The sequence below is a fragment of the Sphingomonas cannabina genome, assembly GCF_021391395.1.
In the GTDB taxonomy this organism is placed as follows: Bacteria; Pseudomonadota; Alphaproteobacteria; order Sphingomonadales; family Sphingomonadaceae; genus Sphingomonas; species Sphingomonas cannabina.
The window spans coordinates 1,530,505-1,550,882 of sequence record NZ_CP090059.1; the positions used below are offsets into that span (position 1 = coordinate 1,530,505).

At 69.4% G+C, this 20,378-nt stretch carries 17 protein-coding genes; 10 read left to right on the top strand and 7 right to left on the bottom strand.

Translation table 11 applies throughout. The annotated features are described in order from the left end of the window. The first annotated feature begins 1 nt into the window (after position 1). From LZK98_RS07365 to LZK98_RS07390, 6 genes are read left to right on the top strand one after another with little or no spacing between them, the layout of a single operon-like run. Positions 2–1,237 (top strand): parallel beta-helix domain-containing protein, encoded by a 1,236-nt coding sequence (locus LZK98_RS07365; protein WP_233785748.1) that lies wholly within the window; start codon positions 2–4, stop codon positions 1,235–1,237. Beyond that, on the top strand, positions 1,234–2,403 hold the full coding sequence (locus tag LZK98_RS07370) for an SO2930 family diheme c-type cytochrome (protein WP_233785749.1): 1,170 nt from the start codon (positions 1,234–1,236) through the stop codon (positions 2,401–2,403). The genes LZK98_RS07365 and LZK98_RS07370 overlap by 4 nt, the downstream gene beginning before the upstream one ends. Further along, positions 2,400–3,653 carry a D-arabinono-1,4-lactone oxidase gene (locus tag LZK98_RS07375; protein ID WP_233785750.1) on the top strand — a complete coding sequence of 418 codons (1,254 nt, stop codon included), beginning with the start codon at positions 2,400–2,402 and terminating at the stop codon, positions 3,651–3,653. The genes LZK98_RS07370 and LZK98_RS07375 overlap by 4 nt, the downstream gene beginning before the upstream one ends. Next, positions 3,653–4,795 carry a DSD1 family PLP-dependent enzyme gene (locus tag LZK98_RS07380; protein ID WP_233785751.1) on the top strand — a complete coding sequence of 381 codons (1,143 nt, stop codon included), beginning with the start codon at positions 3,653–3,655 and terminating at the stop codon, positions 4,793–4,795. The genes LZK98_RS07375 and LZK98_RS07380 overlap by 1 nt, the downstream gene beginning before the upstream one ends. Continuing rightward, entirely contained in the window at positions 4,792–5,925 is a 1,134-nt protein-coding gene (locus LZK98_RS07385) for a hypothetical protein (protein ID WP_233785752.1), read from the top strand. The genes LZK98_RS07380 and LZK98_RS07385 overlap by 4 nt, the downstream gene beginning before the upstream one ends. A gap of 1 nt (position 5,926) precedes the next feature. After that, entirely contained in the window at positions 5,927–6,571 is a 645-nt protein-coding gene (locus LZK98_RS07390; RefSeq protein WP_233785753.1) for a TetR/AcrR family transcriptional regulator, read from the top strand. 90 nt (positions 6,572–6,661) lie between these two features. On the opposite strand, the gene dinB is transcribed toward LZK98_RS07390, so the two are convergent. The 4 genes from dinB to paoA all read right to left on the bottom strand — a co-directional run bounded on the left by dinB (position 6,662) and on the right by paoA (position 11,792). Then, positions 6,662–7,720, bottom strand: a complete 1,059-nt coding sequence (dinB, locus tag LZK98_RS07395; RefSeq protein WP_406694176.1) for a DNA polymerase IV — start codon at positions 7,718–7,720, stop codon at positions 6,662–6,664. Between the two features lie 263 nt (positions 7,721–7,983). Continuing rightward, the gene (gene paoC / locus LZK98_RS07400; protein ID WP_233785755.1) at positions 7,984–10,194 is read right to left on the bottom strand and encodes an aldehyde oxidoreductase molybdenum-binding subunit PaoC; all 2,211 of its coding nucleotides are present in this window, start codon (positions 10,192–10,194) and stop codon (positions 7,984–7,986) included. A gap of 3 nt (positions 10,195–10,197) precedes the next feature. Beyond that, complete coding sequence (locus LZK98_RS07405; RefSeq protein ID WP_233785756.1) at positions 10,198–11,148, bottom strand: FAD binding domain-containing protein; 951 nt, start codon at positions 11,146–11,148, stop codon at positions 10,198–10,200. Continuing rightward, positions 11,145–11,792 carry an aldehyde dehydrogenase iron-sulfur subunit PaoA gene (gene paoA, locus LZK98_RS07410; RefSeq protein ID WP_233785757.1) on the bottom strand — a complete coding sequence of 216 codons (648 nt, stop codon included), beginning with the start codon at positions 11,790–11,792 and terminating at the stop codon, positions 11,145–11,147. Before paoA ends, LZK98_RS07405 begins: the two co-directional genes overlap by 4 nt. Positions 11,793–11,947: 155 nt before the next feature. Between paoA and LZK98_RS07415 the strand changes: the two genes are divergently transcribed. Then, on the top strand, positions 11,948–12,898 hold the full coding sequence (locus LZK98_RS07415) for a cation diffusion facilitator family transporter (protein ID WP_233785758.1): 951 nt from the start codon (positions 11,948–11,950) through the stop codon (positions 12,896–12,898). A 122-nt stretch (positions 12,899–13,020) separates the two neighbouring features. On the opposite strand, the gene LZK98_RS07420 is transcribed toward LZK98_RS07415, so the two are convergent. Both LZK98_RS07420 and LZK98_RS07425 read right to left on the bottom strand, forming a co-directional pair. Beyond that, a complete protein-coding gene (locus LZK98_RS07420) occupies positions 13,021–13,443 on the bottom strand; it encodes a DUF2147 domain-containing protein (protein ID WP_233785759.1) in 423 nt (140 codons plus the stop codon). Further along, positions 13,440–14,294: a metal-dependent hydrolase gene (locus LZK98_RS07425; RefSeq protein WP_233785760.1), complete on the bottom strand. Its 855-nt coding sequence runs from the start codon at positions 14,292–14,294 to the stop codon at positions 13,440–13,442. The genes LZK98_RS07420 and LZK98_RS07425 overlap by 4 nt, the downstream gene beginning before the upstream one ends. 198 nt (positions 14,295–14,492) lie before the next feature. Here LZK98_RS07425 and LZK98_RS07430 point away from each other — a divergent pair, with 198 nt between their 5' ends. From LZK98_RS07430 to LZK98_RS07440, 3 genes are all read left to right on the top strand, one after another. Further along, positions 14,493–15,101 carry a TetR/AcrR family transcriptional regulator gene (locus LZK98_RS07430; protein ID WP_233785761.1) on the top strand — a complete coding sequence of 203 codons (609 nt, stop codon included), beginning with the start codon at positions 14,493–14,495 and terminating at the stop codon, positions 15,099–15,101. A gap of 13 nt (positions 15,102–15,114) precedes the next feature. Beyond that, positions 15,115–15,765, top strand: a complete 651-nt coding sequence (locus LZK98_RS07435; protein WP_233785762.1) for a GntR family transcriptional regulator — start codon at positions 15,115–15,117, stop codon at positions 15,763–15,765. Between the two features lie 75 nt (positions 15,766–15,840). Then, on the top strand, positions 15,841–17,265 hold the full coding sequence (locus tag LZK98_RS07440) for an amino acid permease (RefSeq protein WP_233785763.1): 1,425 nt from the start codon (positions 15,841–15,843) through the stop codon (positions 17,263–17,265). On the opposite strand, the gene LZK98_RS07445 is transcribed toward LZK98_RS07440, so the two are convergent. Next, the gene (locus tag LZK98_RS07445) at positions 17,262–20,108 is read right to left on the bottom strand and encodes a TonB-dependent receptor (protein ID WP_233785764.1); all 2,847 of its coding nucleotides are present in this window, start codon (positions 20,106–20,108) and stop codon (positions 17,262–17,264) included. The two genes, LZK98_RS07440 and LZK98_RS07445, sit on opposite strands and share 4 nt — an antisense overlap. Positions 20,109–20,378 lie beyond the last annotated feature (270 nt).

Consider the following 20,378-nt stretch of genomic DNA (forward strand, 5'->3'; position numbering starts at 1 on the left):
GATGACGAGGCGGATGGGATTGCTGGGATGCGCGGCGGCGCTGGCGCTCGCCGGCTGCGGCGGACCGAAGACGGATGCCGAGGGCTTCACGATCGATCCCGACTTCGAGAAGAACCTCCAGGCCAGGCTGCTCGACGCCAAGCCGGGCACGGTGATCGACCTGCCCGCCGGCAAATATGCGCTGAGCCGCAGCCTCAGCCTCACCGCCAACGGCGTGACCTTGCGCGGCAAGGGGATGGACAAGACCATCCTGTCCTTCGCGCGCGCGACCTCTGGCGCCGAGGGATTGCTGGTCACCGGCGACGACTTCACGCTGGAGGATCTGGCGCTGGAGGACACCAAGGGCGACGCGCTCAAGATCAACGGTACCAAGAACGCCGTGATGCGCCGCGTCCGCGCCGAATGGACGCGCGGGCCCAATGCCGGGAACGGCGCCTACGGCCTCTATCCCGTCCAGGTGACCAACGTGCTTGTCGAAGGCGTCGTGGTGAAGGGCGCGTCGGACGCCGGCATCTACGTCGGCCAGTCGAACAACATCATCGTCCGCGACAGCCGCGCCGAGGGCAATGTCGCCGGCATCGAGATCGAGAATTCGAGCAACGCCGACGTCTACGGCAACACCGCGACCGGCAACACCGGCGGCATCCTGGTCTTCAACATGCCCAACCTGCCGGTGCCGGGCAGCAAGACCCGCGTGTTCAAGAACCAGGTCGTTGCCAACAACCACGCCAATTTCGGCGCCAAGGGCAGCGCGGTCAGCTCGGTGCCGGCCGGGTCGGGGGTGATCGTCAACTCGAACGACGAGGTCGAGATCTTCGACAACGACATCAAGGACAACGGTACCGCCAACGTCATCATCTCGAGCTATTATTCGACCGGCTTCGACACCAAGGGCGGCATCGCCAAGGCCTATGATCCGTTTCCGGAGCGGATCTACGTCACCGGCAACCGCTTCTCCGGTGGCGGCGACAAGCCGGGCTCACCGCAACTCGCGCCGCTGGCGGCACTGGGCGGCGGACGGATCACGGACGTGCTGTGGGACGGCTTCACCAACCCCAAGGTCGCCGACCCCCAGATCTGCGTGCAGAACGGCGCGGCGAAGGTGCTCAACGCCGACGGGCCGTCGAAATACGCCAAGGCGCGGATCGACACCCAGCGCAACTGCGCGCCGGCGACGCGGCTCCCGGCCGTCACCCTGCCGGCGGCAATGGCGAAGGACAGCGGCAAGGCATCATGATCGTGCGTCTGCTCGCGGCGCTGGCCGCGGCTTTGTTCGTCGCAGGGTGCGGCCAGGCGCCGCGCTCCGTGACCTTCCATCCCGACGAGAATCCCGCGAAGCTCTCCGCCTGGGGGCTGTTCACCGTCGCCGACGGGCGGATCGTGCCGCACGAGGGCATGATCACCTACGAGCTCAACACCCCGCTGTTCAGCGATTATGCGCAGAAGTGGCGGACGGTGTGGATGCCGAAGGGCGTCCATGCGAGCTATCGGCCGGAGGGGGCGTTCGACTTCCCGGTGGGGACGATCGTCACCAAGACCTTCTACTATACGACGCCCGCCGATGCCGACGACCCGCAGACCAGCGCGACGGTGGTGAAGATGACGCCGGCGACCTACCAGAGCGGCGTCGACGGGCTCGACCTCAAGCATGTCCGGCTGATCGAGACGCGGCTGCTGATCCGCCGCGCCTCGGGCTGGGTGGCGCTGCCCTATGTCTGGGACAAGGACGGGCGCGACGCGACCTTGGAGCGGACCGGCGCCGACGTCGCGCTGACGCTCGACGAGGGCGGCGGGCGCAGGGTGGCGTTCGACTATGCGGTGCCCAACCAGAACCAGTGCTCGGGCTGTCACGTCCAGGATTTCCATACCCGCGCGGTCGAGCCGATCGGGCTCAAGGCGCGGCACCTCAATCGCGAGTTTCCGGGGGCAGGGGGCGAGATCAACCAGCTCGCGCGCCTCGTCAAGGCCGGCTACCTCACCGGCGTGCCGGCGAGCGGTGTCCCGCGCAACGCCAACTGGGAGGATGTCCGCACCGATACCATCGCCCGTGCGCGCGCCTATCTCGATATCAACTGCAGCCATTGCCACAATCGCGACGGTGCGGCGCGCACCTCGGGCCTGTGGCTCGACGCAGCTACCCACGACCCGCGCCTGCTCGGCGTGTGCAAGCCGCCCGTCGCCGCCGGGCGCGGCACCGGCGACCGGCCGTTCGACGTGGTGCCGGGCGATCCCGACCATTCGATCCTCGCCTATCGCCTCGCCAGCGACGATCCCGGCGTGATGATGCCCGAGCTTGGCCGCGACATCACCCACGACGAGGGCGTGGCGCTGGTCATCCAATACATCCGCACGCTGAAGGGCGCCTGCGTCCAGGACGACGGCACCGAGACCGCGGCGCGATGAGCTGGTCCAACTGGTCCGGCAGCGTCATCGCGTCCGCACCCGTGTTGCGCCCCAGGGACGAGGCGGAGCTGTCCGCCGCGATCCGGCGCGCGGGCAAGGTGCGGGCGACCGGGGCGGGGCACAGCTTCATGCCGCTGTGCGAGTCCGGCGAGCTGATCGTCAGCCTGGAGGACATCGCCGGCGAGCTGACCGTCGCCGCCGACCGCCGCACCGCGCGCATCCCCGCCGGCTGGAGCATCCGCCGGCTGACCGCGGCGCTGTGGGAGGAGGGGCTGGCGCTCGCCAACCAGGGCGACGTCAACCCGCAGTCGCTCGCCGGGGCGATGGCGACCGGCACGCACGGCACCGGGCGCGACCTCGGCTCGCTGGCGACCTTCGCGCGCGGGTTCCGCCTAGTCGGTCCCGACGGCGAGGCGCGGTGGTGCGACGCAGCCGCGAATCCCGATCTCTTCCAGGCGCAGCGGCTGTCGCTCGGCATGTTCGGCATCGCGACCGAAATCGAGGCGGCGGTGGTCCCCGCCTATCACCTCGCCGAGCGGATCGAGAAGCGGCGCTGGGACGAGGTGCGCGAGACCTTCGACACTTTGGTCGAGCAGCATCGCCACGTCGAATTCTGGTTCTTCCCCCACGCCGACAGCGTGATCCTGAAGACGCTGGAGCCGACCGACCCGTGCGATCCGCCGCGCTCCACCACCGACATGGAGGAGACCGCCTTCCGCCGTGTGCTGGAGATCGCCCGGCGCGCGCCGTTCCTGACGCCGCTGCTCCAGCGCGGCATGATGCGGACGCGGTTCACGAACCGGCGGCGCGGCCCGGCGCACACCATCTTCCCGTCCGACCGCACGATCCGGTTCGAGGAGATGGAATATGAGATGCCGCGCGCGGTCGGCCTCGACACGCTGGGCGAGGTGGTGCGCTGGATCCGGCGCAAGCGGCTGCCGGTGACCTTCCCGTTCGAGTTCCGCGTGGTCGCGGGCGACGACATCTGGATGAGCCCGATGAACGCGGGACCGGTCGCAGCCATCTCGATGCATCAATATGCCCGGATGCCGTGGCAGGCGCTGTTCGCCGATGCCGAGGCGATCTTCCGCGCCAACGGCGGGCGGCCGCACTGGGCTAAGCGCCATCGCTTGACCCGCGCCGACGTCGATGCGCTCTATCCGATGGCCGAGCGCTATCGCGAGGTGCGCCGTGCCGCCGATCCGGCGGCCAAGTTCCTCAACCCGCATCTGGAGGCGTTGTTTTCCTGATGGACGACCGCGAGCTGCACACCCATCTGATCGGCCGCCAGGGATCGCGCGCCGCGCTCAACACGCCGGTGCTGGTGCTCGACGTCGAGGCGCTCGACCGCAATATCGCAAGGATGGCGGCGCTGGCGGCGGAGCATGGCGTGGGCCTGCGTCCGCACGCCAAAACCCACAAGAGCGTCGACATCGGCCGGCGGCAGATCGCCGCGGGCGCGCTGGGCCTCTGCTGCGCCAAGATCGGCGAGGCGGAGGTGATGGCGGACTCGGGGATCGCCGGCATCCTGATCACCTCGCCGGTGACCGCCCCAGGGGCGATCGAGCGGCTGGCGGCGCTGGCTGGGCGAGCCGAGGGGCTGATGGCGGTGGTCGACCATCCCGACGTCGCCGCGCGCATCGACCATGCGCTCGCCGCCACCGGGACGCGGCTCGACGTGATCGTCGACATCGATCCGGGCATCCGCCGCACCGGCGTCCCCTCGGCGGAGGATGCGGTGGTGCTGGCGCGGGCGATCGCCGGTCTGCCCAACCTCGCCTACCGCGGCGTCCAGTTCTACTGCGGCTCGCAGCAGCATATCGAGAGCTATGCCGAGCGCCACGCGGCGATCGTCGAGCGCACGGATTATCTGAAGCAGGTGATCGGCGCCCTGACCGAAGCCGGCTTCGCGCCCGGCATCGTCACCGGATCGGGCACCGGCACGCACCGCATCGACCTGGAGCTCGGCGTGTTCACCGAGTTGCAGGCGGGCTCCTACGTGTTCATGGACAAACAGTATCTCGACTGCGACCTCGCCGATGCGCCCGAGCCCCCGTTCGAGACCTCGCTCGCGGTCGATGCGCGTGTGGTCAGCGCCAACCATCCGGCACTGGTGACGATCGATTCGGGCTACAAGTCGCTGTCGACCGACGGCGGCGTGGCGGTGGTCCAGCGCGGCGCGCCGGCCGAGACGATGTTCATGTTCATGGGCGACGAGCACGCCGCGCTGATCGGCCCCGATATCGCCGCGAGGCTGCGCCCCGGCGACGCGGTGAGCCTGACCGTGCCGCACTGCGACCCGACGGTGAACCTCTATGATTTCTACCATGTCGTGAAGGGCGACACGCTGGTCGCCCTCTGGCCGGTGAGCGCGCGAGGCCGCGCCCGGTGAGCGAGGCCGGCGCCCGCCTGTCGCCGGACCGCATCGTCGCGATTCTCGCCGTCGGGGTGATCGGCGTGTTGATCCCCGGGCTGCAGCCGCAGCTGCTCGGCGCTCTCGAAGCCGAGGGGGTGCTCGGTGCCACCGCGCTCGGCGTGCTTGCCACTGTCGAGCTGCTGGCGATGGGTCTGGCCGCGGGGGGAGCGGGGTTCGTGCTGCCGTCGGCCAGGCTGCGCGAGATCGCCGGCGTGGCGCTGATAGTGACCGGAGCGCTCGACCTCATGACGCCGATGCTGGGAACCGGCGCGATCTTCCCTGCGCGGATCGCGGCGGGGCTGGCGGAAGGCGTGCTGGTCTGGATCGCGATCGGCTTCATCGTGCGCAGCCGCCGGCCGGAGCGGTGGGCGGGCATCTATCTCGCGGTCCAGACACTCGCCCAGTTCGCGCTCGCGACGCTGATCGGCCTGGTCGGCGCGAGCGCCGGGCGCGGCTTCACGCTGCTCGGCGCGGTCACGATCGCCGGCCTCCTCGCCCTGCCTTGGCTGCCGCGCGCCTATGCCGCGCACGATGAAGCTGTCGGCGGCCGCCCGCCGCCGCGCGGCCTCGTCGCGCTCGGCGGAGTGCTGCTCTACCTCGCCTTCATCGTCGCGATCTGGGTCTATATCGAGCCGCTCGCCCGCCAGCGGCAGGTCGGTCCGGGCGCGATCGCCATGGCGCCCCCGCTCGCGCTCGCTATGCAGGTCCTGGGCGCCGCCGCCGCGACCCTTTTGGCCGGACGCGTGCCGGCGCGGCTCACCCTCATTCTCGTCGGCGCCGTCAATCTCGGGCTGATCGGGCTGATCGGCGCGCCGCCGTCGGACGCGGCGTTCGTCGCGGCGGTGGCGGCGTTCGGTTTCCTGTGGCTGTTCGTGATGCCCTTCCAGATCCCGATCGTGATCGCCGCCGATCCCAGCCGGCGCGCAGCGATGCTGATCGGCGGCGCGCAGCTCACCGGCTCCAGCCTCGGCCCGTTCCTCGCCGCGCTGCTGGTGAGCGATGCCGACGTGTCGCCGGTGCTCTGGTTCGGTGGGGCCTGCGCGGCTATGGGCGTGGCGGCGCTGATCGGCGCCGGCCGAGCGAGCGTTCCCGTACAAGAGAGTTGAAGTGGCTGGAGTTCCAAAGCCTTCCAAGCGATCCCGCCCCAAGCAGGAGCGGGCGCAGCAGACCTATGAGCTGCTGCTCGACGTCGCCGGGGAGTTGCTGGCGGAGGTCGGGATCGAGCGCATCTCGACCAACATGATCTGCGCCCGCGCCGGGCTCACGCCGCCGGCGCTCTATCGTTATTTCCCCGACAAATATGCCGTGCTGGAGGCGCTCGGGCGGCGGCTGATGGACCGGCAGAACGCGGTGCTGGAGGCGTGGATCGCGCGCCACGTCGACGGCGGCATCGAAGCGATGAGCGAGCATGTCGAGGAGCTGATGGAGGAGAATGCCGCGGTCACCCGCGACGAGCCGGGCGCGGTGTGGATCCTGCGCGCGCTCCACGCGACGCCGCGGCTGGTGCACGTCCGGCTCGAATCGCACCGCTACGTCACCGACAAGCTGACCGAGGCCTATGTCCGGCACCTGCCCGATATCGACCGCGACGCGCTGTGGCAGCGGCTGCGGCTCGGCATCGAGCTCGGCTTCGCCGCCGACGAGATGCTGTACGAGGAGACGCGCGTCTCGGCGGAAATGGTGTTCCGCAGCGTCGCCCAGATGCTGCGCGCGCAGATGGCGCAGACGCTGGCGGAGGGTGGGGCGGACTGAGACACTCCGTCATCCCGGCGGAAGCCGGGATCTCGTGAGGCTTACGGTACTGCAATCGCCTGAGATCCCGGCTTTCGCCGGGATGACGGCTTATATCATTGCCGCTTCGCGCTCCTCGAACAGCGGCAGCAACGCGCCATCCGTGCTGCCTGCATCGAAGTTGGAGACGGTGACGCCGACCAGCCGAATGCCCTTCTCGGGCGGGAACAGCGTGCGGACGAGGTCGAGGCTCGCCTGACGCAACAGCTCCTGCGTCGAGACCAGTACGGTATGGCTGCGGCTGCGCGTGACGATGCGGAAGTCCTGGAACTTGACCTTCACCGTCACCGTGCGGCCGAATGCCTGCGCCTTCTCGCACCAGGCCCAGACGTCGTCGGCCATGCGCAGCACGCCGGCCTCGATCTCGGGCGGGTCGGTGAGGTCGCGGTCGAAGGTGGTCTCGGAGCCCGACGACTTGCGCTCACGCGAAGGGTCGACCGGGCGGTCGTCCTCGCCGCGCGCGATCGCGTGATACCATTCGGCGGCGCTGCCGAAATGCTCGCGCAGGAACGCGAGGGACCGGGCGCGCAGGTCCGCGCCGGTCTCGATGCCGAGCCGCTTCATCTTGGCCGCGGTCACCGGGCCCACGCCGTGGAAGCGCGCCACCGGCAGCGTCTCGACCCAGGCCGGACCCATCTCCGGCGTCACCGCGAACTGGCCGTTGGGCTTGCGGTGATCCGAGGCGAGCTTGGCTAGGAACTTGTTGTAGGAGATGCCGGCGGAGGCGGTGAGGCCGGTCTCCGCCAGGATGCGCGCGCGGATCTCCTTCGCGGTCGCCCAGGCAGTGGCGAGGCCGCGGCGGTCTTCCGTCACGTCGAGATAGGCCTCGTCGAGCGACAGCGGCTGGATGAGGTCGGTATAGTCGGCGAAGATCGCATGGATCTGCCGCGAGACCGCGCGGTAGACGTCGAAGCGTGGTTTGACGAACACCAGCTCCGGGCAGCGCCGTAGCGCGGTGACCGAGGGCATCGCCGAACGCACGCCGTACCGCCGCGCCTCGTAGCTCGCCGCCGCCACCACGCCGCGCGCCACGGCATAGCCGACCGCCACCGGCTGGCCGCGCAGGGCAGGGTCGTCGCGCTGCTCGACCGACGCGTAGAAGGCGTCCATGTCGATATGGATGATCTTCCGGGGCGGCGGCGCGGTCACGGCGCCAGTCTAGTGCATGCCGAACAAATTGTGAACGCGAGTCAGAATTTGTCCTCACAGAGGGATCGTCATTCCCGCGAAGGCGGGAATCCATTCTCGCTGCAGGCAATGAGTCTCACGAATGCCAGCCAGAATGGATTCCCGCCTTCGCGGGAATGACGAACGTCAGGCTGGCCCTCGCCGGAGGTAAGGAAAGACGATGAGATCGTCGTCTCATTCTCCGATCACGCCACCGCCGGCAGCCGATCCAGGAACTTGTCGAGCGTGATCGGATAGTCGCGTACGCGCACGCCCGTCGCGTTGTAGACCGCGTTCGCCACCGCCGCGCCGACGCCGCAGATGCCGAGCTCGCCGACGCCCTTCGCCTTCATCGGCGACGAGATGGGATCGGTTTCCTCGAGGAAGATCACCTCCTGGTGCGGGATGTCGGCGTGGACCGGCACCTCATAGCCGGCCAGGTCGTGGTTGACGAAGAAGCCGAAGCGCTTGTCGATCGCCAGCTCCTCCATCAGCGCGGCGCCGGTGCCCATCACCATCGCGCCGATCACCTGGCTGCGCGCCGACTTGGGGTTGAGGATGCGCCCGGCAGCGCACACCGCGAGCATCCGGCGGACGCGGATCTCGCCGGTATAGGCGTCGACCGCCGCCTCGACGAAATGGCCGCCGAAGGTCGACTGCTGATATTGCTTGTCGAGGTCGCCGTACTCGATGAAGTCCTCGGCGACGATTTCCCCGCCCCGCGCGGCGTCGCCGAGCGGCACGCTGCGGTTGCCTGAGCGGACCTGGCTGTCGGCGAACGCCGCGTCGGTGGCGTTGAAGCCGAGCCTCTGCGCCGCCGCCTCGCGCAGCTTCATGCAGGCGGCATAGACGCCCGACGTCGAGTTGTTCGCGCCCCACTGCCCGCCCGAGCCGCACGACACCGGGAAATCGGAGTCGCCGAGCCGCACCACGACCTTGTCGAGCGGCACGCCCATCGTCTCCGCCGCGGTCTGGGCGATGATCGTGTAGGTGCCGGTGCCGATGTCGGTCATGTCGGTCTCGACCGTCACCATGCCCTGCCGGTCGAGCCGCACGCGCGCGGCCGACTTGGTGAGCAGGTTGTTGCGGAACGCGGCGGCGACGCCCATGCCGACCAGCCAGCGCCCTTCGCGCACGCTGCCGGGCTTCGCTTGACGCCTGTTCCAGCCGAAGCGTTCGGCGCCGGTCCTGAGGCATTCGACCAGCCGGCGCTGCGAGAAGCGGCGGGAAGGCTGTTCGGGATCGACCTGGGTGTCGTTGAGGATGCGGAACTCGATCGGGTCCATGCCGAGTTTTTCCGCCATCTCGTCGATCGCGATCTCCAACGCCATCAGCCCCGGCGCCTCGCCCGGCGCGCGCAGCGCATTGCCCTCCGGCAGGTCGAGCACGGCGAGGCGCGTCGCGGTCATGCGGTTGGCGCCGGCATAGAGCAGGCGGGTCTGGTTGACCGCCGTCTCCGGCCCGCCGCCGGGGAGGTCGCCCGACCAACTCTCATGGCCGATCGCGGTGATCTTGCCGTCGCGCGTCGCGCCGATGCGGATGCGCTGGATCGTCGCCGGGCGGTGGGTGGTGTTGTTGGCCATCAGCGGCCGCGTGAGCGCGACCTTGACCGGGCGACGCACCGCCTTCGCGCCCAGCGCCGCCAGCACCGCATCGGCGCGGACGAACAGCTTCCCGCCGAACCCGCCGCCGATATAGGGCGAGACCAGCCGCACATTCTCCCTGGGGATGCCGAGCGTCTTGGCGACGTCGCCCTTGCCCCAGTTGATCATCTGGTTGGAGGTATAGATCGTCAGCTTGTCGCCTTCCCACAGCGCGATGCTGGCGTGCGGCTCCATCATCGCGTGCGACTGGTCGGGCGTAGTGTAGGTGGCGTCGAGCTTGACCGGCGCGGCGGCGAAGGCGGCGGCGAAATCGCCGACCGCGGTGTCGGGCTTGCCGCCGAACTCGCTCGGCGGGGGCGGGGGCGCCGAATCCTTCACCGCCGCCAAGTCGAAGCGGCCCTTGCCGCGGGCATAGTCGACCTTGATCAGCGAGGCGGCGGCGCGCGCCTGCTCGAACGTCTCGGCGACCACCACCGCGATCGCCTGGTGGTAGTGCTCGATCTCGGGCCCACCGAGCAGCTTGGCGGTGTTGAAATTGCCCTTGCCGAGCGTGCCGGCATTCTCGGCGGTGACGATCGCGAGCACGCCGGGCGCGGCCTTGGCATCGGCAAGGTCGATCGAGGCGATCCGGCCCTTGGCGATCGCAGCGCCCACGACATAGCCATAGGCGGGGTTCTGCACCACGTCGTGCCGCTCATAGGCATAGGGCGCGGTGCCGGTGGTCTTGAGCGGACCGTCGATGCGGTCGGTAGGGCGGCCGACTACCTTGAGCTGATCGATCGGGTTGGTTCCGGCTGGGGTGTCGAACTTCATGGCTCAGGCCCTCGCTTCGGCCAGTACCGCGCCGAGCGTGCGCTCGACCAGCGGCAGCTTGAAGGCATTGTCGTGCGTCGGCTTGGCGCCGGCGAGCAGCTGGGCGGTCACCGCCTTGGCGCCGCGCGGCATCGCCGCCTCGGCCGCCTCGACGCGCCACGGCTTGTGCGCGACGCCGCCGACCGCCACCCGGCCGCTGCCGTCGCGCTGCACGATCGCGGCGACCGAGACCAGCGCGAAGGCGTAGGACGCGCGGTCGCGGACCTTGTGGTAGAGTTGCGTGCCGCCGACCGGCTTGGGCAGCGTGACCGCGGTGATCAGCTCGCCCGGCGCGAGCACGGTCTCGACATGCGGGGTGTCGCCGGGCAGGCGGTGGAATTCGGCGATCGGGATGGTGCGGGTCGCGCCGTCGGGCTTCACCGTCTCCACCGTCGCGTCGAGCGCGCGCATCGCCACCGCCATGTCGCTGGGATTGGTGGCGATGCACGCCTCGCTGGAGCCGATCACCGCATGGCCGCGGCTGAACCCGCCGATCGCACCACAGCCGCTGCCGGGCTTGCGTTTGTTGCAGGGCTGGTTGGTGTCGTAGAAATAGGGGCAGCGGGTGCGCTGGAGCAGGTTGCCGGCGGTGGTCGCCTTGTTGCGCAGCTGGCCCGAGGCGCCGGCGACCAGCGCGCGCGTGAGCACGCCATAGTCGCGCCGCACGCGGCTGTCGGCGGCGAGGTCGGTGTTGCGGACCAGCGCGCCGATGCGCAGGCCCCCGTCCGGCGTCTCCTCGATCTTGTCGAGCGCGAGGCCGTTGACGTCGACCAAATGCGTCGGCGTCTCGATCTCCAGCTTCATCAGATCGAGCAGGTTGGTGCCGCCGGCGATGAACCGGGCTCCGGGCGTGCGGGCGACCAGCGCCGCCGCCTCGGCGGGGGAGGTCGCGCGTTGGTAGCTGAACGCCTTCATGCCTTCGCTCCTCCCGCGACCTCGGCGATCGCCTCGATGATGTTGGAATAGGCGCCGCAGCGGCAGATGTTGCCGCTCATCCGCTCGCGGACCTCCTCGACGGTGAAGTTGGGGAGCGCGGCGATGTCGGCGGAGACGTGGCTGGGGATGCCCGCCTTGATCTCGTCGAGCACCGCCACCGCCGAGCAGATCTGCCCGGGCGTGCAATAGCCGCATTGGTAGCCGTCGTGCTTGACGAAGGCGGCCTGCATCGGATGTAGCTTGTCGGGGGTGCCGAGGCCCTCGATCGTGGTGATCTTGTCGCCCTCGTGCATCACCGCGAGCGTCAGGCACGAATTGATCCGGCGGCCGTCGACGATCACCGTGCAGGCGCCGCACTGGCCGTGGTCGCAGCCCTTCTTGGTGCCGGTGAGATGGAGGTGCTCGCGCAGCGCGTCGAGCAGCGTGGTCCGCGTGTCGAGCGTCAGCTCGCGCTTCTTGCCGTTGACCTCGAACGTGACGGGAGCCGTCACCGGTCGTTCTGCCATGTCGCTCGCTCCGCGCTGGACCTTTGCCGCGCCGGGTACGGCGGTGACCGCCGCCGATGCCGCGCCGCCGATCAGGACGCCGCGGCGCGACACGTCGAAGTCATGGGACCCGCTCATCTCTATGCTCCGATTCGTCGTTCCCGGTCAGGGGCTCAATCGGTCTGGCGCGGCCGGGTTCCGCGTCCGTCGGCCATTCTGCACCGCTCCCGGCGAGCGGGCAAGGGCGCGGACTGATGAGACTGGCGTGGGAAACGTCTGGTAACTGGCGGGTTATGCTCCGGCAATCTCGGGAAGGCGCCGTGGAAGGGAAGTCGAACCTCGTCCTCTATGCGGCGCTGGCCGCCAATCTCGGCATCGCGGTGGCCAAGTTCGTCGCGGCGGCGATCTCCGGCTCGTCGGCGATGCTGACCGAGGGGTTCCACTCGGTGGTCGACAGCGGCAACCAGCTGCTGCTGCTCTACGGCAAGCGCCGCGCCGAACGGCCGCCCGACGAGATCCACCCTTTCGGCTACGGCCGCGAGCTCTATTTCTGGAGCTTCGTCGTCGCGATCCTGATCTTCGCGACCGGCGCGGGCCTGTCGGTGTACGAAGGCGTCGTCCACCTCCAATATCCCGAGGCGCTGCGCGATCCGCTGATCAACTACATCGTGCTGGCGGTCGCGCTCGTGCTGGAGGGCGGCTCATGGTGGATCGCCGTGCGCACCTTCGGCCGTGCCAAGGGCGATCTCGGCTGGTGGCGCGCGATCCGCAGCTCGAAGGACCCACCGAGCTTCATCGTGCTGTTCGAGGATTCGGCGGCGATGGCCGGCATCCTCATCGCCGCACTCGGCGTCTACCTCAGCCATGCAACCGGCGATCCCAAGTGGGACGGCATCGCCTCGATCGCGATCGGCGCGGTGCTGGCAGTGGTCGCAGCGCTGTTGGCCCGGGAATCGAAGGGCCTGCTGATCGGCGAGCGTGCCGACCCGGCGCTGACCGCCGCGGTGCGCGCCTGCGTCGCCGGCCTGCCGGAGGTGACGCACGTCAATCATGTCCGCACGATCCACACCGCACCCGACAAGATCTTCATCGCGATGAGCGTCGACTTCGTCGATTCGGTGACGGCGGGCGAGCTGGAGCGTCTGATCGAGCGCATCGAGGACACGCTGATGGACCGCTGGCCGCGCATCTCGGCGGTTTATATCCGGCCCGAGCGCACGGCAGACAGCGGTCCGGCCGCATAAACTCCTATCGTCATTCCCGCGAAGGCGGGAATCCATTCTGGCTGGCTCTCGTGAGTCTCACGGCCTTCAGCGACAATGGATTCCCGCCTTCGCGGGAATGACGAGGGAGAGCGCGGTCCCGCTCAACCCGCCCGCGTCCACACCTTGGTGCGGCAGAAGAAGGCGACGCAGCCCTTGATCTCGAGCTTCCCGTCGGGGCGGAGCTTGAGATAGCCCTTGCTGGCCCCGCTCCCCGTCTCGGGGTCATAGACCGGACCGCCCTTCCAATCGGTCGGGCCGCCGGTGAAGCCCTGCAGCACCACCAGCCCCTTGAGCCGCCGCTCGCGCAGCTTCGGATCGGCGTTGCGGATGTCGCGGCGGTCGGGATCGGCGCGCAGCGGTGCGGCATCGACGACGCGGCCGCACAGCGCCGCGCCGCAGCGGTAGATCTGGACGCGGCCATCGTTGCTCCCCGTCGCCCAGAGGCCGGTGATGTCGGCTGGCGGGGCGGGTGCGGCGGCGACCAGCATCGCCGCGGAGGCAGTGACGGCAAGGAGGAGCTTCATGCGGCAGCGGCCTGTGGCGGAGTCAGCGTATCGATAGCCTCGCGCAGCAGCGCGCGGTCGTCAATCTGCCAGGGATGGAAGCCGGGGCGGAAATAGCCGACGACGCTCTGCAGCAGCAGCCGCATCGGGCCCGGCCGGCCGTAGAGATAGGCGAGCAGGCGGAGCCAGGTGCGGAGATCGTTGCGCCCGTCCTGCCGCAGCAGGTCGGCGATGTTGGCGAAGATCACGCGGTGAAAGCGGATCGTCGCCGCCACCATCACCGCGCTGCGCAGCGCCCAGCGCCGCAGGCGCGGCATATCGCGCGTCGCATGGTTCCAGGTGTCGAAGGCGACCGCCTTGTGCTCGATCTCCTCGATCGCGTGCCAGCGCCACAGCCGCTTGGCCTCGCTCGTCGCGCCGGCGAGATGTGCGGGATCGGCCAGCGCACCATGCGCCAGTGCCGCGGTATAGTGCTCGAGCGCGCAGGTGGCGGCGAGCTGCGCGATCGGTCTCCGCCGCTTCGCCCAGCTGATCGTGCGGCGCGTGCGCTCCTCGAGCGGCGCGATGTCGTAGCCGGCATCCTCGGCCTGGCGGTTGAAGACGACATGCTCCCGCGAGTGCATCGATTCCTGGTACATGAAATCGTCGATCTGGCTGCGCAGCGGCTCGGGCGTGCCGTCGCGATAGGGCTTGATCGAGGTCATGAAGAACTTCTCGCCGAGCGGGAAGGTCGACGACAGCGCGTTGAAGAAAGCGGTGCGACCGGGATCGCCGCCATGCCACCAGCGCGGCGGCGGCGCGTCGCGGCCGAACTTCCAGTCGCGCTTGTTGATGGCCAGGTCGGCCGGGGTCCGTGGGGTGGTCTCGCTCATCCGATCGCTCCTTGCGCGACTCAAATTAACATTGATGTTAATATCAAACGCGACGAGCCGGCGCAAGTTCCCGTGCACCCGTTATCCGAGAGAGGGAGTCGGCGGGACGGAATTGGGCTATGATGGGCGGCGCAATGTATCTACACCGATGTCCAATCGGGGGAGTGTAGGCGTGCGAGCGAGAGGGGACCTGTCGAGATGAGCGAAGCGAAGCCGGTGCGCGTGCGGCGGCGCAAGCGGCAAGGGGATGAGGCGCGCGAAGAAGGGCTGGTGGCGGCGCGCAAGCTGCTGCTCGATCAGGGGCCGGCGGCAGTCACGCTCGCCAACGTCGGGCGCGAGATCGGCATGTCGCACGCCAACGTCCTCCATCATTTCGGCTCGGCAGCGGGGCTGCAGTCGGCGCTGATGGGGTCGATGATCCGCGACCTCATCGGCGCGCTCGAGGAGGCGGTCGACCATCTGCGCAGCGATGCCGCGGCACCGCGCTCGCTCGTCGACCAGGTGTTCGACGCGTTCGATGACGGGGGTGCGGGCCAGCTCGCCGCCTGGATCGCGCTGTCGCGCGACTTCCGGCATCTCGAGCCGATCCGCGAGGCGGTCAATTCGCTGGTCGCGGCGCTCAGCGACAAGTTCGTCGATGCCGGGGCCGAAGCCCGCATCCGGTCGGCGGTGCTGATGATAGCCGTCTGCGCATTCGGCGACGCGGTGATCGGGCCGCACCTGCGCGACATGCTCGGCCAGGAGGACAGCGAGATGCGGAGCCTCACCGCCAAGCTGCTCCAGCTCTTCCTCATTCCGCCGCTTTGACGGGAGTCCTCGTGTGAGCCTGACCGTCCGTAACCTCTCCGACCAGCTCGTCGACCTGGTCCGCGACCGCATCCTCTCCGGCGGGGTATTGCCCGGCAGCCCGATCCGCCAGGACGCGCTGGCGAGCGAATTCGGCGTCAGCAAGATTCCGCTGCGTGAGGCGCTGGCCCGATTGGAGCAGGAAGGGCTGGTGCAATCGCACGTCAACCGCGGCTTCTTCGTGCGCGCGCTCAGCGCCGCCGAGGCCGAGGAGGTCTACGACCTGCGCCTCACGCTCGAACCCATCGTCACCGTCGCCGCGGCGCTGAACGCGAGCGAGGAGGATCGCATGATCGCCCGCGAAAGGCTGGCTTCGCTCGAGCAGGTGATCGGTGCGGGCGGAGAGGGGGCGGGCGCCTTCAACCGTGCCTTTCACCTGGCCCTGCTGCGGCCGAGCGCGCGCCAGGTCGCCGTCGGCATCCTCGAGCGGCTGCATACGCTGTCGGAACGCTATGTCCGCAAGCACCTCGAATCGCTGGGCCATGACGAGCGCGCGGTCGAGGAGCACAGGACGATCCTCGATGCATGGCTGGCGCGCGACGGCGAGCGGCTGCACGAGCTCACCGCGGCGCATATCCGGAACACGCTCCACGATCTCCGCCGGCAGCTCTCCGCCGCGGCCTGATCGGCGATCCCCTCTCGATCGGGAAGCGGGCAACCGCTACGAGGTCCCGATCGATAAGAACCAGGGGAGGGACATTTGGCGCGAGGATTATTGGGGCCGCTCAAGCCGCTCGATACCGAGGCGGCGGCCGAGCCCGACCGCAAGCTGCGCAAGACGCTGAGCTGGCCGCATCTGATCGCGCTCGGCATCGGCGCGATCGTCGGGACGGGCATCTACACGCTGACCGGAGTCGGTGCCGACCGCGCCGGGCCCGCAGTGATCCTGTCCTTCGCCATCGCCGGCGCGGTCTGTGCCTTCGCCGCGCTCGCCTATGCCGAGATGGCGACGCTGATCCCGACCGCGGGCAGCGCCTATACCTATACCTATTCGGTGATCGGCGAGACGCTCGCCTGGGTGGTGGGGTGGAGCCTGATCCTCGAATATTCGCTGGCGAGCAGCACCGTCGCGGTCGGCTGGTCGGCCTATCTGGTCGGCTGGATCGAGCAACTGGGCGTCCACCTGCCGCCCGAGCTGCTGTCGGGTCCGCACGGCGGCGGCATCATCAACCTGCCCGCGGTGCTGGTCGCGCTGGCGATCGCGGGGATGCTGATCGCCGGCACGCGCGAGAGCGCGACCTTCAACATCGTCCTCGTCGTCATCAAGATGACAGCGCTCGCGCTGTTCGTCGCGCTGGCGCTGCCCGCCTTCACCGGCAGCAATTTCGAGCCGTTCATGCCCTATGGCTTCGGCAGCGCGGTCGGACCCGACGGGGTCAAGCGCGGGGTGATGGCGGCGGCGGCGATCGTGTTCTTCGCCTTCTACGGCTTCGACACCGTCGCGACCTCGGCCGAGGAGGCCAAGGACCCGGGCCGCGACCTCACCATCGGCATCGTCGGATCGATGGCGGCGTGCGCGCTGATCTACATGGCGGTCGCGCTGGCGGCGGTAGGGGCGGTCGGCTACGCCGATCTCGGCAAGTCGGCCGAGCCGCTCGCGCATGTGCTGCGCACGCTCCAGCATCCGGCCGCCGCCTGGGCGATCGGGCTCGCCGCGCTGATCGCGCTGCCGTCGGTGATCCTGGTGATGATGTACGGCCAGAGCAGGGTGTTCTTCGTGATGGCGCGCGACGGGCTGCTGCCGCGCGTGCTCAGCCGCGTGTCGGCGCGGACGGGCACGCCGGCGCTGATCACCGCCGTCACCGGCGTCTTCGTGGCATCGGTCGCCGGTTTCTTCCGCCTCGACGAGATCGCCGAGCTCGCCAACGCCGGCACGCTGCTCGCCTTCATCGCGGTGGCGGCGTGCATGATGATCCTGCGCCGCACGCGGCCGGACCTGCCGCGCGTGTTCCGCTGCCCGGCGCCCTATGTGGTGGGGTCGCTCGCGATCCTGGGCTGTCTCTATCTGATGTCGAGCCTGCCGCTGCACACGCTGACCCGCTTCCTCGGCTGGAACGCGATCGGGCTGGCGTTCTATTTCCTCTATGGCCGCGCGCGCAGCCTGGCGGGAAGGGAGGTCCCCTAAAAGAACAGCTTGCGGATACTGAGCCTGATCGTCCGGCCGGTCGGATCGAGCAGGTCGGGCTGGTAGTTGATCGGCGTCGCGCCGGTCGCGTCGGTCACCTTGAGCTTGGCGTCGAACAGGTTAGTGATGCTGAGCGTCACCCGCGTGCCGATCAGCCAGCGGTGCTCGCGCGCCAGCGCCATGTTAGGCTGGAAATTGGTGAACAGCCTCAGGTTGAAGGTCGCGAGCGGGGCGAAGCGCAGGTCGGTCGGCGCCGCGGCGGTGCCGCCCTGCACCGTGCTGCCCGACTGCCAGTTGCCGGACAGGCGGATGCCGTAGCCGGCCAGGGTACCGCCCGCCTGCAGCTCGAGCTCGTGGCGCGGTTGTCCGCCCTGGTTGCCGGTCGCGCCGCCATTGAGCTGGTCGATGATCGGCACGCCCGGCCGGATCAGGATGCGGTCCTCGAAATGCCAGGTGTGGTAGAAGGCGAATTGCAGCCGCCCGCCGCGTCCGCCGCCGCCGCGCCCGCCGAAGCCGCCGAATCCCCTGCCGCCGAAGCCGCGGCCGAACCCACCGCCGGGACGCTCGCCAGGACCGCTGTCGGGCGATCGCGTTTCCCCCGTCTGCGACTGGCCCGTAGCCGGAGCCGATTGGTCGCGATCCTGGCTCGGCGTTTCGGTCGGCGCCGTCGTCGCTGCATCGGCGGCGGCGCGTTCGGCGGCCTCCTGCTGCTGGCGGCGGCGGAAGGCGCCGTACCCTCCGGCGGGTCGCGGCGGCGGGGCTGGGCCGATCCGCTTCGAGAAGTTGATGCCCCAGCGCAGCTCCTCGCTGTCCTCGCGTGCGAAATTGACGGGACGGCTGTCGATCCGGAGCAGCTGGCCTGGCTCATCCGGGTCCGTGCTCGCGGCGCGGATAATGCGATCGGGAAAGGCCGCCTCGATCGCCGCGGTCGGGCTCGGAAAGTTCGCGATCGGATTGAGGGTGCGCTTCTTGAGATAGTTGGCGGTGAGCGTGAGATCGCTGCTGCCGAGCGGCTTCAGCGTGAGCCCCAGCTTGGTCACGCGCCGGTTCTCCGCCCGCAGCGCGGAATTGCCGCCGGTGACGCTGGTGATGTCGACGCTCTCGCCGCGGACATAGTCGAACACGCGCGTGTCGGGCGTCACCACGGTCGGGTTGCCGAGCTGCGCCATCGACGGCGCACCCTCGGTCTCGGTCACCGAGAAGATCAGCCGGATCGCGTCGATCGGCGACCAGCGCGCGCCATAGCCGGTGGTCTTGAGGTCGCCGAAGTCGGACAGATGGTCGAGCGCGGCGTTGGCGTTGACCGACAGATTGCCGACCGCGCCGAGAAAGCCGGTGCGCCGGCTGGTCAGCGGCACGTCGACGCTCGCCTGAACGCTGCCGGTCTGGCGGTCGAGATTGCTTGGGTCGCTGATCAGGCCGCCGCGGATCGCGCGCGCGTCGAAGGCGTCGGTCTCGAACCCCGACTTGAACGAGGCGACGAGATTGCCGCCCGGCAGCTTCAGCAGCGGCCCGCTCGCGGTCGCCTCGGCATCGGCGGAGGTAGTGACGGAACGTGCATAATCGCGCCGATAGTCGCCGAGCAGCGCCGGATCGAGCAGAGCGAACGGGTTGACGCTCGAATCACCGGCATCGATGCGCGCCTGCACCGCGGCGAGGTCGAGCGCATTGTCGCTCAAGGTGCGGGAGAAGGTGCGGTCGGCATTGGCGGTGAACGACCAGCGCCACTTGCCGACGTCGCCGCCCAGCGTCGCGCCGAGATGGCCGACATTGCCGTCGACCTGGCGCTGCCGCGCACCCGCCTCTACGAAATAGCGGTCGACCATGACCGGCGTAGTGAAGGGCGAGAAGGGATTGCCCGCCGGCACATTCAGGCTGCCGCTGCCGAGCCCCAGCCGCGAATCGCTCACCGTCGCCTCGAAACTGCCGTTCAATGAGGCGGTGACGTCGCCGAAGATGGTACGGCTGTAGGTGCCGTTGGCGGAGAATTCGCGCGTCGCGGCGGCGAGGGTGCGGTAATTGGCGACGCTGCTCGGGTTGGGCGGCAGCAGGAAATCGCCGAGCGCCGGGCGGCCGCTGACCCACTGGGGTACGCCCGCGACTGTCATCTGCTGTCCGGCGAGCGCGCTCAGCGCGGGATCGATCTCGTCCGCGCCTGCGACAGGCGTGACGTTGCCGACGATGCTGTAGGGCCGGGTCGGCGTGGTCGGGATGATGTCGCGGTCACGCTCGTAGAGCGGGGTCGCGCCGTCATAATGGAGGTTGAGGTTGAAGCGCTCGTCGCGGTTGATCCGCAGCCGGTTGGCATCGGCCTGCGCGGTATAGCGGCCGCCCTCGGTGGTGCCGCCGCCACGCAGCTCGCCGGTATAGGCACGGAATCGGCGGCGCAGCACGATGTTCACGACGCGCTGGTCGGGGCGGTAGCCAAGCCCGAGCGCCGCTTCCTCGGGCAGGATGTCGACGCGCTCGATCGCCTCGGTCGGGATATCGCGGATCTCGCGGAAGCTGGAGATGCGCCGGCCGTTGAGCAGCACCACCGGCGCGCCGCCCGGCCCCTGATCGCTGCGCACCTGCGGGCCGAGCTCCGTCAGCAGCTCGTCGATCGAGCTGACGCCATAGGATCGGATGTCGGCCGGGCGGAGCTGGATATCCGGCTTGATGTCGCCCGGCACCGCGCCGCGCTCGCGTTGGCCGGTGACGGTGATGTCGGGGCCGAGCTCCTCGTCGGGACCGCCGCCGTCGACGTCCTCGCCGACGGGACTCGACGGCTGGTCGGGCGCGACCTGTGCCGCCGCCGGCCAGGTCATGATCATCCCCAGCAACACCACCCCGCTCAAGCGCATCGAGACCCCGCCCAGTCCATGTCCGGGCGTGCCCCGGCTCCACCGGCCGCGGCCTAGCAGCGATTTGTCGCAAAAGATTGGCAGATGGATACGGCTGCTGAGGCTGGGTCGACCTTCAGCCTTTGCCCTCGCCCCTCCGCAGGAGGGGAGAGGGTTGCGCAGACTTGGCAGCTTGCTGCCTAGTCGAAGCTGGGAGAGGGGTGGGCGGCTGCGAAGCAGACGCTCGGCGCTACGCGCCGATCTACCCCTCTCCCAACCTCCGCTAGGCGC